At 72.2% G+C, this 13,058-nt stretch carries 13 protein-coding genes and 1 tRNA gene; 6 read left to right on the top strand and 8 right to left on the bottom strand.

Annotated elements, in window-relative coordinates:
- Positions 1–29 precede the first annotated feature (29 nt).
- The 3 genes from ACFOW4_RS19920 to ACFOW4_RS19930 form a co-directional block, all read right to left on the bottom strand.
- On the bottom strand, positions 30–1,187 hold the full coding sequence (locus tag ACFOW4_RS19920) for a branched-chain amino acid ABC transporter substrate-binding protein (RefSeq protein ID WP_377529852.1): 1,158 nt from the start codon (positions 1,185–1,187) through the stop codon (positions 30–32).
- A 222-nt stretch (positions 1,188–1,409) separates the two neighbouring features.
- On the bottom strand, positions 1,410–2,591 hold the full coding sequence (locus tag ACFOW4_RS19925) for a hypothetical protein (protein WP_377529854.1): 1,182 nt from the start codon (positions 2,589–2,591) through the stop codon (positions 1,410–1,412).
- 47 nt (positions 2,592–2,638) lie between these two features.
- Positions 2,639–3,259: an ANTAR domain-containing response regulator gene (locus ACFOW4_RS19930; RefSeq protein WP_377530058.1), complete on the bottom strand. Its 621-nt coding sequence runs from the start codon at positions 3,257–3,259 to the stop codon at positions 2,639–2,641.
- Positions 3,260–3,365: 106 nt separating this feature from the next.
- Between ACFOW4_RS19930 and ACFOW4_RS19935 the strand changes: the two genes are divergently transcribed.
- Both ACFOW4_RS19935 and ACFOW4_RS19940 read left to right on the top strand, forming a co-directional pair.
- Positions 3,366–3,442: transfer RNA gene (locus ACFOW4_RS19935), tRNA-Leu, on the top strand.
- A gap of 32 nt (positions 3,443–3,474) precedes the next feature.
- A complete protein-coding gene (locus ACFOW4_RS19940; protein ID WP_377529857.1) occupies positions 3,475–4,224 on the top strand; it encodes a helix-turn-helix domain-containing protein in 750 nt (249 codons plus the stop codon).
- A 45-nt stretch (positions 4,225–4,269) separates the two neighbouring features.
- On the opposite strand, the gene ACFOW4_RS19945 is transcribed toward ACFOW4_RS19940, so the two are convergent.
- Positions 4,270–5,448, bottom strand: a complete 1,179-nt coding sequence (locus ACFOW4_RS19945) for a trans-sulfuration enzyme family protein (RefSeq protein WP_377529859.1) — start codon at positions 5,446–5,448, stop codon at positions 4,270–4,272.
- Positions 5,449–5,531: 83 nt separating this feature from the next.
- Between ACFOW4_RS19945 and ACFOW4_RS19950 the strand changes: the two genes are divergently transcribed.
- The 3 genes from ACFOW4_RS19950 to ACFOW4_RS19960 all read left to right on the top strand — a co-directional run bounded on the left by ACFOW4_RS19950 (position 5,532) and on the right by ACFOW4_RS19960 (position 8,799).
- Complete coding sequence (locus ACFOW4_RS19950; protein WP_377529861.1) at positions 5,532–6,011, top strand: Lrp/AsnC family transcriptional regulator; 480 nt, start codon at positions 5,532–5,534, stop codon at positions 6,009–6,011.
- Between the two features lie 94 nt (positions 6,012–6,105).
- Complete coding sequence (locus tag ACFOW4_RS19955) at positions 6,106–7,128, top strand: LLM class flavin-dependent oxidoreductase (RefSeq protein WP_377530061.1); 1,023 nt, start codon at positions 6,106–6,108, stop codon at positions 7,126–7,128.
- Between the two features lie 234 nt (positions 7,129–7,362).
- On the top strand, positions 7,363–8,799 hold the full coding sequence (locus ACFOW4_RS19960) for a pyridoxal-dependent decarboxylase (RefSeq protein ID WP_377529862.1): 1,437 nt from the start codon (positions 7,363–7,365) through the stop codon (positions 8,797–8,799).
- Positions 8,800–8,838: 39 nt separating this feature from the next.
- Here the strand turns inward: ACFOW4_RS19960 and ACFOW4_RS19965 are convergent, their stop codons facing one another.
- From ACFOW4_RS19965 to ACFOW4_RS19980, 4 genes are all read right to left on the bottom strand, one after another.
- The gene (locus tag ACFOW4_RS19965; RefSeq protein ID WP_377529865.1) at positions 8,839–9,783 is read right to left on the bottom strand and encodes a DUF5996 family protein; all 945 of its coding nucleotides are present in this window, start codon (positions 9,781–9,783) and stop codon (positions 8,839–8,841) included.
- A gap of 218 nt (positions 9,784–10,001) precedes the next feature.
- A complete protein-coding gene (locus tag ACFOW4_RS19970; protein WP_377529867.1) occupies positions 10,002–10,379 on the bottom strand; it encodes a UBP-type zinc finger domain-containing protein in 378 nt (125 codons plus the stop codon).
- A gap of 149 nt (positions 10,380–10,528) precedes the next feature.
- On the bottom strand, positions 10,529–11,539 hold the full coding sequence (locus tag ACFOW4_RS19975) for a sulfite exporter TauE/SafE family protein (RefSeq protein ID WP_377529869.1): 1,011 nt from the start codon (positions 11,537–11,539) through the stop codon (positions 10,529–10,531).
- 100 nt (positions 11,540–11,639) lie between these two features.
- Positions 11,640–12,104 carry an RrF2 family transcriptional regulator gene (locus ACFOW4_RS19980; RefSeq protein ID WP_377529872.1) on the bottom strand — a complete coding sequence of 155 codons (465 nt, stop codon included), beginning with the start codon at positions 12,102–12,104 and terminating at the stop codon, positions 11,640–11,642.
- Positions 12,105–12,378: 274 nt separating this feature from the next.
- On the opposite strand from ACFOW4_RS19980, the gene ACFOW4_RS19985 reads away from it, so the two are divergent.
- Positions 12,379–13,047, top strand: coding sequence for a YceI family protein (locus ACFOW4_RS19985; RefSeq protein WP_377529874.1), 669 nt, complete (start codon positions 12,379–12,381; stop codon positions 13,045–13,047).
- Positions 13,048–13,058: the final 11 nt, after the last annotated feature.

Raw genomic sequence — 13,058 nt, forward strand, 5'->3', positions numbered from 1 at the left:
TGGCTCCCGGCCGCACCGCGGATTCCAGTTCAGCTGAGCTTGATCTCCTGCTGAGGCACGATCTGGCCGCCCTTGACCTCGTACGCCCAGATGACGACCTTGGACTTGTCCACGTCACCGGTCTCGTCGAACTTGATGTACTTGGAGACACCCTGCTTGTCGTAGGAGTTCACCCAGTCCATCATGTCCTTGCGCGTGCTCTTGCCGGCCTTGAAGCCGTCGAGCAGCACGTTCGCCCCGTCGAAGCCCTCGGCACCGTAGGAGCCCGGCGCCGCGCCGAACTTCTTCTCGTAGTCGGCGGAGAAGGTGCCACCCGCCTCGGTGGCCGGCAGACACGGGCAGGTCACGATCGCGCCCTCAGCGCCCGCACCCGCACCCGCCGGGAAGTTCGGGTCGTAGAGGCCGTCGAAGCCGACGAACTTGGCCGTGATGCCCGCGGCACGCGCCTGCTTGAGCAGCGGCGCCGCCTCGTTGGTGTAACCGGCGTAGGCGATCGCGTCCGCGCCGGACGACTTGATCTTCGAGATGGTGGCGTCGAAGTTCGTCTGGTCGGTCTGCACCTTGTCGCTGTTGACCACCACCGGGCCGAGGCCCTTCTTGACCTCGGCGATGATGCCCGAGCCGTACGGCGTGCCGTCGTCGATCGCGAAGACCTTGGTCGGCTTGAGCAGGTTCTTCATGTAGGCGACGGCCGCCGCTCCCTGGGTGCCGTCGTTGCCGACGACCCGGTGGAACGCCTTGTTGCCGGTCGCGGTCAGCTCGGTGGCGGTGGCCGAGGGGCTCACCATCACCAGGCCGGCACCCTCGTAGATCGGCATGGTCGCCTTGGACTCCGCCGAGAAGTGACCACCGATGACCGCCACGACGGACTGGTCCTGGGCGAGCTGGTTCGCCACAGGCGTGGCCTGCGTCGCGTCGCCGGTGGTGTCGTACTCCTTCAGCTCGACCTTGCAGTCGGGGTTCTTGGCGCTGAACTGCTCGAAGGCCAGCTTCGCGCCGTTCAGCGACGGCGTCACCAGACCGGCGTTCGGGCCGGTGAAGGCGCCGAAGATGGCGACCTTGCCACCGCACTTACCGTTACCGCCGGCCTCGTTGCCGCCACTGCCCGAATCCTGGCAACCGGCGGCGGCGAACAGGCTCGCCGCCAGCCCCACAGCGCCCAGCGCCCGTACGAAATTACGCCTCACGGCTTCCTGACCTCCTCCAGATCGCAAGTGTGCCGGCACCGGGTGGCCGGCCAAGAGAAGCCGTCCACTGCCACCGCCCGGTGAGAATCGGCACACCGCGTTACGGCTCGTGATGGCGGAGCGTACTTGAGCGGTAAACGGCTTCGGAAGGCCTGAGGGCCAGGCTTGCCAAACCGTTACGAACAGAAGCCTCGATGATCCCTCGTCCGTCACACCGACAACTCAGGGCACATTGGCATCGGCGCGGAAGACCCGGCCCGCACGAGCGTCATCGATCAGGACGAGCAGCTGGTCGGGCGTGCCGACGATCGTCGCCGCCCGCTCCGCACCGCTCGGCGCCGGCACCGGTGCCGCCACCGGCCGCCAACTCTCCCCCGCATCGGTGGAGCGCCACAGCGCGTGGCCGGACCCGTCGGTCGTCGCGGCGAACAACCCGTCCCCGGCGACCGTGAGCCCCCGAACACCCGGGATCCCCTCGGTCTGGCCCCGGCCGAAGCCCCCCGCCGCCCGCCACTGCCCCGCGGAACCGCCGTCGGCCCGCCAGGCACCGAACGCCCGACCGCGCAGCCCGACCGCCACCGGGCGGCCCTGCAGCAGCACCACCCGCTGCAACTCGTCGTACTCCGGGCCACCCGGCACGGGCACCCGCTGCCAGGTCACCCCGTCGTCGGACCGCCACGCCAGCGGGTCGCGGTCCACCCGCCCCGGCGGGATGACACCGCCCACCGCCAGCCAGCCGGACTCCGTCTCGACGGCGTCGAAGTTCCACGTCTCGCCGGCACCGTCCGAGGCGAGCTGCGGGGCGCCCTCGACGATCTGGAACCGGGCGGCGTCCGGTGACCGCCAGACCGCCGCACCGCTGGTGCGGTTGCCGGTGATCAACCAACCGCGGGCACCCGACACCATCCGGGCCACGTCCACCGCCTGCGACCCGCCGTACAGGTCGTACGGCGCCCGCACCTCGGTCAGCGTCCCGTCCGGCAGGTGCTGCCAGCTGCTCGTGCGGGGATTGGCGTGTGCGCCACCGCGCTTGGCGCCGAGCACCGCGATCCGACCGGAGCGGCAGGCCACCGAGTAGAGCACGTTCTGGCGCCCGTAGTAGCTGATCGGCGTGAGCGCCATCGCCGTCCACGAGGTGCCGTCCAGGCTGGTCCACGCCGCCGGCCGGGTGACCACGCCCGTGGCGTCACCCACCGCGCCGACCACGTACCACCGGTCGGCGCAGACCGCCGCGTCCCGCACCATGAGACGACCAGCCGGGCCGGGCGGCGTCGGCAGCGCCACCTCCGTCCAGACCGGGCGGAGTGGCTGCGGCGAAGGGTCGTCCCGGTCGGGCAGCCAGGAACAGCCGCTCGTCAGTACGGCGACTATGCCGAGCACCGCGACAGCGCGCCGGAGGGCCATCCCGCGATGCTATCGACGGCATCGCATCCATGGAACCCCGCTCACGCTCAGCCGGTCGGCTGCGCCACCTCGCCGCCAGCGGTCTCCGCGAGGATCCGCTCGGCGACCTCCTTCATGGTCAACCGGTGGTCCATCGCCGTGCGCTGGATCCACTTGAACGCCTGCGGCTCGGTCATGCCGTACGTGGTCATCAGCGCGCCCTTGGCCCGCTCCACCGTCTTGCGGATCTCCAGGCGGTCGGTCAGCCCGGCGACCTCCGCCTCCAGGGCGGCGATCTCCGAGTAGCGGGAGAGCGCGATCTCGACGGCCGGGACCAGGTCGCTCTTCTGGAACGGCTTCACCAGGTACGCCATCGCGCCGGCCGCCCGGGCCCGCTCCACCAGGTCGCGCTGGCTGAACGCGGTCAGGATGATCACCGGGGCGATCCGGGCGCCCGCGATCCGCTCGGCGGCGGCCAGCCCGTCCATGATCGGCATCTTGATGTCGAGGATGACCAGGTCGGGCTTCAGCTCCTCGGCGAGCCGGACGGCGGTCTCGCCGTCGCCGGCCTCCCCCACCACCTCGTAGCCCTCTTCCACCAGCATCTCGGCGAGGTCCAGCCGGATGAGCGCCTCGTCCTCGGCGATCAGCACCCGCCTGCGCTCGGCATCCGTCGGCGTCTCGGCCACCAGCCCTACCCCCACCAGTCATTACCCGACACCCGCCCAGCCGGGTGTCGCCGTCCTTAGCGTAGTGGGTAACCTATGGGAGGCCGCCAGAGCATTCGGCCCGGGCGTCCCCGTATTCCAACCGGTAGAGAAACGGAGCTCAAACCTCCGACAGTGTGGGTTCGAATCCCACCGGGGACACCAAAATTGTCGTACGGGCGTTCGATGATGGCGCCGTGCATCCCCCAGATATCCGCGCTCGCGCTCGGCGGCTCCACCTGTCCGGGGCCAGCATCGCCGACGTCGCCCGACGCGTGGGGCTGTCCTACCGCACCGTCTGGCACTGGTGTCGGGACCGCCCCGAACCGCTCGTCCAGGTCACGGCTCTGCGCTGTTTCCGTTGCCGCAAGGACGTCGACAATCCGACAGATCCATCGGCGTACGCCTACCTGCTCGGTCTGTATCTGGGCGACGGGCACCTGGTCACCTCGACACGGGTGCCGGTGCTCCGCATCGCCTGCGCCAGCACCTGGCCCGGGCTGATCGAGGCGTGCGACGCCGCCATGCGCGGGGTGCTAGCCACGAAGGTGCAGCGCGTCCAGCAGCCGGGCTGCGTCAGCGTGCAGAGCTACGGCAAGCACTGGCCCTGCCTGCTACTTCAGCATGGCCCCGGCAAGAAGCATGAGCGCTCGATCGTGCTCGCCGACTGGCAGCAGGACATTGTCCGGTGCCACCCCGGCGACTTCCTGCGTGGCCTGTTCCACTCCGATGGCTGCCGGTTCGCCAACCGGGTCACCGTCCGCGGCAAGGAGTACGTCTACCCGCGCTACATGTTCGTCAACGAGTCGAGCGACATCATGCGGCTCTGCCAGTGGGCGCTCGATCTGCTCGACATCGCCTGGCGGATGAACCGGCGCAACTCGCTGTCCGTCGCCCGACGGGAGGCGGTCGCCGCGCTCGACCGGCACGTCGGTCCGAAGTCCTGACCGTCCACGACGGCATTCGCGTCTTCCGTCCGGTCGGGCGGACCGTCAGCCGAGGACGGCGAGCGCGCGGGCGAGGTCGGCGCGCAGGTCCTCCGGGTCCTCCAGCCCGACCGAGAGGCGCAGCAGCCCTCCGGCCGGTTTCGCCTCGCCCTCGACCGGACGGTGGGTGAGCGAGGCGGGGTGCTGGATCAGGGTGTCCACGCCGCCGAGCGACACCGCGTGGGTGATCAGCTCGCAGGCGCCGGCGACCGCGGCGGCCGCGGACGCGCCGCCGTGCACCTCGATGGCGAGCAGGCTGCCGGGGCCGGCCATCTGCCGGCCGACCAGCGCGGCCGGGTCGTGCACCGAGGGGTGGTGGACGCGGTGCACGGCGGGGTGGTCGGTGAGCCAGCCGGCGAGCTTCTCGGCGGTGGCCTGCTGGGCGCGTACCCGCACCGGCAGGGTCTGCAGGCCGCGGTGCAGCAGGTAGCCGCCGAGCGGGTGCAGGATCGCGCCGGTGACCGCGCGGACCTGGCGCAGCCGGGCGGCCCAGTCGGCGTCGCAGGCGACCACGCCGGCGAGCACGTCGCCGTGCCCGCCGATGCTCTTGGTGGCGCTGTGCAGGACGAGCGCGGCGCCGTGCCGGGCCGGTTGCTGGAGTACGGGGGTGGCGACGGTGTTGTCGACCAGCAGCGGTACGTCCCCGGCGGCGTCGGCGAGGGCGGCGATGTCCACCAGGTCGAGGGTGGGGTTGGCGGGCGTCTCGACGATGACCAGCGCGGTGTCGGGGCGCAGGGCGGCGGCGACCTCGTCGGGGCGGGCCCAGGTGACGGTGGTGCCGAGCAGCCCGGTGGCGAGCACGTGGTCGGTGCCGCCGTAGAGCGGCCGGACGGCGACCACGTGCCGGCGGCCGTCCCGGCCGGCGGCGAGCAGCGTGGCGGTGAGCGCGGCCATGCCGCTGGCGAAGGCGACGGCCTGCGCGGTGCCCTCCAGGTCGGCGAGGGCGGTCTCGAAGCGGGCCACGGTCGGGTTCCAGAGCCGCTGGTAGACGGCGCTGTCGCCGGCCGGGAGGGTGCCGCCGGTGGCGAGCAGCTGGTAGGCGTCACCGCCGGCGTCGACCGAGGGCAGCGGGTTGGTGGTGGACAGGTCGATCGGCGGTACGTGCACGCCGAGCGCTCGCAGGTCGTCGCGGCCGGCGTGTACGGCCCGGGTGTCCACCGTCGTCATGGCGGAAGCGTCGAACATCAGGGCGACATTGGGCAATAGCTTCGAACGAAATTCTGCCGCTTGCACTGGATCCGCTGAAGGATTCGGGTGAGGATGGCGTCATGCCCCCTTCGCCGAACGATGTGCGGCCGTCCACCGCCCTTGACGACGTGGACCGCGCGATCCTGACCGAGTTGGCCGCGGACGGCCGGCTGCCCAACAACGCCCTCGCCGAGCGGGTCGGGGTGGCACCGTCGACGTGTCTGACCCGCACCCGGGTGCTGCGCGAGTCCGGCGCGATCCGCGGCTTCCACGCCGAGGTGGACCCGGCGGCCATCGGCCTGCCGTTGCAGGCGCTCGTGTCGGTGCGGCTGACCGCGCACGAGCGGGCGGCGGTGGACGCGTTCCGGGCCCGGTCGGTGCGGCTGCCCGGGGTGGTGTCGGTGTTCCACGTGGCGGGCGCGGAGGACTACGTGCTGCACGTGCGGGCCGCATCCGGCGACGCGCTGCGCGACTTCGTGCTGGACCACCTGGCGGTGGACCCGGCGGTGCAGCACACCCAGACCAGCCTGATCTTCGAGCAGGCCCGCGGCATGGGCTGAGCCACCGGCGGCCAGGTGTTAGCAAGGGCCCCCTGTACAACCGGAGGCGTTAACAGGGGGCCCTTCCTTCGGAATGAATGCGCAGGCGGTGGAGTTGCCGCTGGGTGTGATCTCCGTACCGCTGTCTGTCCTTGATCTTGCCCCGGTCGCTGCGGGCACCACCGCTGGCGCGGCGCTGCGGGCCACCACCGAGCTGGCCCGCCGCACCGAGGAGCTGGGCTACCACCGGTTCTGGGTGGCCGAGCACCACAACATGCCGGCGATCGCCAGCTCCGCCCCCGCGGTGCTGCTCGCCCACCTGGCCGCGGCCACCTCGACGATCCGGCTGGGCTCGGGTGGGGTGATGCTGCCCAACCACGCGCCGCTGGTGGTGGCCGAACAGTTCGGCACCCTGGAGGCGCTGCACCCGGGCCGGATCGACCTGGGCATCGGCCGGGCGCCGGGCACCGACCAGGTGACCGCGCTGGCGCTGCGCCGGACGATGGAGGGGCTCTCGGCCGAGGGCTTCCCGCGCGAGCTGGCCGACCTGATGAACTACTTCAGCGGTGAGCGGCCGGGGCCGATCATCGCCACCCCGGGCCGGGGTGAGCAGCCGGCGATCTGGCTGCTCGGCTCCAGCGGCTTCAGCGCGCAACTGGCCGGCCTGCTCGGTCTGCCGTTCTCCTTCGCGCACCACTTCAGCTCGGCCAACACCCTGCCGGCGCTGGCGCTGTACCGGCAGCACTTCCGGCCCTCGCAGTGGCTGGACAAGCCGTACGCGATGGTGGCGGTCAACGCCGTCTGCGCCGAGACCGACGAGCGGGCGCAGTGGCTGGCCGGGCCGAGCGCGCTGTCGTTCCTGCGACTGCGCTCCGGCAAGCCGGAGCCCCTGGCGACGCCCGAGGAGGCGGCGGCGTACCCGTACACCGAGATCGAGCGGGAGTTCGTCGAGCAGCGCCGCGACGGTCAGGCGATGGGCTCGCCCGAGACGGTACGCCGGCAGTTGACCGACCTGCTGGAGCGCACCGGCGCGGACGAGCTGATGCTGACCACGCTGGTCTACGACGTCGAGGACCGGGTGCGCTCGTACGAGCTGATCGCCGAGACGGTGGCGGGCGGCCTGCGCCGGGAGGCCTGAAACACGATCTTCACGTCGGCGTCACCCCCGCGACCCTGAGGGTGCCTAATGTTGGTGCCGGTGGTGGTACGACATTCCCGGTCGGGACGGGTCGGGAATGTCGCGGTGTGGCGCACCGGGCCGGAGCTGTGCGTTTCCGCGGCTACGGCCCGGTGCCTGCCACCCCGGACGGGTCCACCGGAGACCGCCCTCGGGGTCTTGCCTCGCCGTCCGCCGCCTGATCAACTGATCCGGGTGAGCGCACCGCACATGGACCCCGACGAATTCCGCCGCGCCGGCCACGCCGTCGTCGACTGGATCGCCGACTACTGGGCCACGCTGGAGCAGCGGCCGGTCACGACGGCCGACCCGCCGGGCACGGTGGCCGCCGCCCTGCCGGCCGGGCCGCCCACCGCAGGTGAGCCGGTCGACGCGGTCCTGGCCGACCTGGACGCGATCGTCGTGCCCGGGCTGACCCACTGGCAGCACCCGGGCTTCTTCGGCTACTTCCCGGCCAACACCTCCGGTCCGAGCGTCCTGGGCGACCTGGTCAGCTCCGGCCTCGGCGTGCAGGGCATGCTCTGGGCCACCAGCCCGGCCTGCACCGAGCTGGAGACGGTGCTGATGGACTGGCTGGCGCAGCTGCTGGACCTGCCGCGGCGGTTCCGTTCGACCGGCACCGGCGGTGGGGTCATCCAGGACTCCGCGTCCTCGGCGACCCTGGTGGCCACCCTCGCCGCGCTGCACCGGGCCAGCGGGGGACGCTGGCGCGACGTGGGCGTCGACCGGCGCTACCGCGCGTACACCTCGGTGCACGGGCACTCCTCGATCGAGAAGGCGGTGCGGATCGCCGGGCTGGGCACGGACGGGATCCGCCCGGTCGAGGTGGACCCGCAGACCCAGGCGCTGCGCCCGGCGGCGTTGCGCTCCGCGATCGAGGCGGACCGGGCGGGCGGGGACGTGCCCGCGATCGTGGTGGCCACCATCGGCACCACCTCCACCACCGCGGTGGATCCGCTGCCGGAGATCGGGGCGATCTGCGCCGAGTACGGGATCTGGTTGCACGTCGACGCCGCGTACGCGGGCGCCGCCGCCGTCTGCCCGGAGCTGCGCTGGTCGCACGCGGGCCTGGAGTACGCCGACTCCTACTGCTTCGACCCGCACAAGTGGCTGCTCACCGGCTTCGACTGCGACGCGTTCTGGGTGGCCGACCGGGGCGAGCTGATCGAGGCGCTGACCGTTCTGCCGGAGTTCCTGCGCAACGCGGCGAGCGAGTCCGGCGCGGTGCTGGACTACCGGGACTGGCAGGTGCCGCTGGGCCGGCGGTTCCGGGCGCTGAAGCTCTGGTTCGTGCTGCGCTGGTACGGCGTCGAGGGGCTGCGGGCGCACATCCGCTCCGGGGTGGCCCTGGCGGCCCGGTTCGCCGACCGGGTCCGTGCCGACGACCGGTTCGAACTGGCCGCGGCGCACCCGTTCTCGCTGGTCTGCTTCCGGCTGCGCGCCGACGACGAGGCCAACGCGGAGCTGCTGGCCCGGGTCAACGCGTCCGGCCGGGTGCACCTGACGCACACCCGGGTGGACGGCCGGTACGTGCTGCGGCTCGCGGTCGGCTCACCGCAGACCTCCGCGCGGCACGTGGACGAGGCGTGGACCCTGCTCGCCGACGCCGCCGACAAGCTGCTGGCCGGCTGACCGCGCAGGGCAACCCGGCGCCGCTGATCGATCGAGGCACTAGCCGCCGCGCGGGCCGGCCTCGAGAGCTCGCCGGTCCCAGCCTCCGAGGTCGGCGGCGGCCTCATAGGTGGACCGGAGAAACTCGGCGAGGACCGCGTCCGGGTCCGGCGAGCCGGCCACCGCCTCGTACGGGAGCAGGAACTCACCGCTGCCGACGTCGTAGGAGGCGGCGTCCGGGCGGACGCGCCGTTCGGCGTATCCGGGCGGCTCCGGGTACGCGTACGCGTAGAAGGCGCCCTCCGCACCGCCGCCCGGCCAGAAGCCGCAGCTGGCCAGCTCGTGCGAGTAGCCCTCGCGCATCACCCACGACGGGCAGTTCGGCGCGCCACCCGGGTGCGGCGGAGCGGCCCGGCCGGAGAACCGGGTGTACGCCAGGTCCATCGCGCCCCAGAAGAAGTGCACCGGACTGGTCTTGCCGACGAACTCGGACCGGAACCGCCCGATGACCCGCTCGGCCTGCAGCAGCTGCCGCCAGAACAACTGCGCCGCCGCCCCGTCGTACGACGTGTGCACCTGGTCCTCGGCGAACGGGATGGCTGGCTCGACCTCGTTGGGGACGGCATGGATCCGCGTCTGTACGCCCAGCCCGGCCAGCGCGTCCATGGTCTCCCGGTAGAACGCCGCGACCGGCTTGGGCTCCAGCGCCACGCTCCGGGACCGGCCGTCGCTGGTGCGCAGGTACAGCCGATGGTCGAGGAAGTCGAACTCGATGTCGAACGCCCCGTCCCGATACGGCACCGCCGACGTGGTCAACCCGCGGGCACTGAGGTGGAGCGTGACGTGCCACCAGTGGTTGATCGTCGGCGTGTGCGCCATCCGGATCTTCCCGACGATCTGGGTCCACATGTGCAGTGTGTCCCTGGTGTCGGCCCACTCCGCCACCCGCAGCCGGGGCCAGGGCGGCGACGGTTCGCGGGTCCGGTCGATGCGGTCGTCGCCCACCGCTTCAGGGTGTCACAGCATCAGCGCCATCGTGCCCCGGCCGCGAACACACCGCGCATGATCTGCTCGGTGAGCAGGCGGGCGGATCCACGGCCACGGAACTCAGGCGACGTGGCGATGTTGAAGATCCCCACGTCGCCGTCGCGTGACCACGGTGACCCCCGACCCTCGTTGCCGGGCACGGCCGCCGGAGGTGTCGACCGGGCCGGCCGGTCGCGTCAGTGCAGCCGGGTCTGCCAGTCCTCCGGTACCCGGCCCCGGGGGCCGGGGGCGGGCTGGTCGAGAGGGTGCGAGTGCGGCTTGGCCAGCTCCGGCCCCTCGTCGTAGAACTGGTCGTTGGAGTAGTCCCAGAACCACGACTCGCCGGGTTCGAAGCTCTGAATGACGGCGTGACCCGTCGCGGCTGCGTGAGCGGTCGCGTGCTGGCTCGGCGAGGAGTCGCAGCAGCCGACGTGGCCGCAGGCCGCGCAGCGGCGCAGGTGGAACCACCACCCGTCGGAGGATTCGCACTCGACGCAGCCGGGGCCGCTCGGTGGAACGGCAGGGTCGATCGCCGCGGTCACGGCGCGCGGCTCCGGCTCGGGCTGGTCACCCATGATGCGTTCCCTCCCGGCTCATGGCCTATGGCGGTCGGGACCGATCCGCACGTGCTCGCGGGTCGCCCGGGCCTCGAAGTCTGGCACCCGAGAGCGTCGGCCCGCACCCCACCCCCGCCGGGTGTGCCCGCCGGCACTCAGCCGACGGGTCAGCGGACGGCCGGCGTACCGGCGGCGGTCAGGCCGACCCGCGCGGTGTCGGCGGCCGGGCGCGGTGCGGCCGAGGTCGGGACCGGAGCAGCCGGCGGCTCGACGACGGTCGGCGACGGCGCGGCAATCGGCGCGGCGGCGGCGGCGCGGGCCCGGCGGGTGCGGCGCAGCGCGCGCACGGCGAGCACCAGCGCGGCCAGCCAGCCGACCACCAGCAGGAGGTAGAGCGTCGGGCGGGCGGGACCGTCCAGTTCGGCGGCGCGGATGAGGGTGCGGGCGTTGGTCAGCACGATCACGCCGCCGATGGCCGCGCCCAGCAACTGGGCCGGCACGATCCGCACCAGCCAGGCGGCCAGCGGGGCGGCGATCAGGCCGCCGATGAGCAGCGCGGCGACGGTGGGCAGCAGGAAACCCTCGGTGCCCAGCCCGATCAGGAAGCCGACGCTGGCCGCGCCGGCCACCATGAACTCGGCGGTGTCCACCGAGCCGATGACCTTGCGCGGCTCCAGCCGGCCGGAGACGAGCAGCGCCGGGGTGGCGACCGGGCCCCAGCCTCCGCCGCCGGTGGCGTCGACGAAGCCGGCGACCAGGCCGAGCGGGCTGAGGAACCTGCCCCGCAACCGGCCCGCGCCCGGGTTGGCGCGCAGCGGACGGGAGAAGCGCACCAGCAGGTACGCGCCGAGGGTGAACAGGATGCCGGCCATCCAGGGCGCGGCCGATGCGGTGGAGATGGCGCTCAGCACAGTGGCGCCGGCGAAGGCGCCGATGGCGCCGGGCACGGCGATCCGGGCCACCACCCGCCAGTCGACGTTGCCGAAGCGCCAGTGCGCCACGCCGGCGGCGAGCGTGGTGCCGATCTCCGCCAGGTGCACCGAGGCCGACGCGGTGGCCGGGGCGACCCCGGCGACCAGCAGCAGGGTGGACGACGTCAGCCCGTACGCCATGCCGAGCGAGCCGTCGACGAGCTGCGCGGCGAGGCCGACGAGAGCGAGGACCAGCAGCTTGCGCACGAGCGCCCCCCGACTTTACGGCATGTCCTATCGACTTGGTCGACAATGCGGCACGCGGAGGTCCGGGTCAAGTCCCTGTCGGTGGGTGGGACGCCGGTGCTCAGATCCAGGCGCGCGGGTCGGCCGCCAGCTCGGTGACGCGCCCGGGCAGGGTGCCGGCGGCCACGTCGGCCACCGTGACCTGCTCCAGGATCTCCCGCTCACTGGCCCGCAGGGCGATCCAGACCTCCTGCAGGGCGCGGGCCGCGCCGTGGTAGCCGAGCTGCTCCGGCCGCTGCCCACGCACGTTCGCGAGCGGCCCGTCGATCACCCGGATCACCTCGGCGAGGGAGATCTCGTCGGCCGGCCGGGCCAGCCAGTAGCCGCCCTCCGGGCCGCGCTGGGCGTGCACGACGCCGCCGCGGCGCAGCTGGAGCAGGATGCTCTCCAGGAACTTCGGCGGGATCTCCTGCGCCCGGGCGATCTGATCGGCCGTGACCGGTCGGCCCCGCCCGGGACCGCTGGCCGTCGCGGCCAGCTCGGCGGCCGCGCGAAGGGCGTAGTCGACCCGGGCGGAAAGGCGCATGCCGGCAAGGCTAGCCCTCTGGTCGGCCGCCCGGACGGGCGACCCTCGGCCGGCTCGGCCACGGATCGACCGGAACCCGCGCTGCTCGTGCCGATCGCGCCGGGCATTCGAGGGCGGGTGACATGCATCATGATCCACCGGTCGGTGCGCCCCGGAAAGCCGATCCGCGACGTCCCTATGCTGGGCGCGAAGCACAACTGCGTGACGCTTTTACGCGGGCTCCATCAGCACATTGATAAACACCCGGGTCCTGCGCCGGGGGGAGGGCGACACGATGACCGATATCGCAACACGCACCTGGGATGGCATGACCATCCCGGTCGCTGGCACCTATCGTCTCGATCAGGCGCACAAGCGGGTCGGTTTCCTGTCTCGACACATGATGGTGAGCCCGGTACGCGGCGAATTCGCCGAGGCGACCGCGGAAATCCGCGTGGCGGAGGACCCGCTGCTCTCCTCGGTGACCGCGACCATCCAGGCCGCGAGCATCACCACCGGAAGCGCCGACCGGGACACGCACCTCAAGAGTGCCGACTTCCTCGACGTGGAGCGCTATCCCACCCTCGAATATCGAAGCACGGGTATCAGTTGGCAGGGCAACGAGGACCCGATTTTCTACTGGGCCCGGTTGCGGAATCACCGGCCGGGTGGACGAGGCCGAAGTCACAATCTCACGCCGCCTTCCGGCGCGGCGTCTGGACGTTTCACCCTCAGCGGTGAGCTGACGGTGAGAGGAATCACCCGGGCGGTCGACCTCCAGGTGAATTTCGGTGGCGCCCGCCGCGATCCGTACGGCCAGAACATCTTCGGATTCAGCGCGACCGCGGAAATCAACCGTGAGGACTACGGGCTGCTCTGGAATGTCGCGCTCGAAAGTGGCGGGGTTCTGGTGGGAAAGAGCGTGCAGATCGAGATCGCCGGCGAGGCCATCCATCAGCCCTGACGCGCTCGCCA

Origin of the sequence: Micromonospora sp. GCM10011542 (assembly GCF_042650685.1) — a bacterium.
Classification (GTDB): domain Bacteria; phylum Actinomycetota; class Actinomycetes; order Mycobacteriales; family Micromonosporaceae; genus Micromonospora.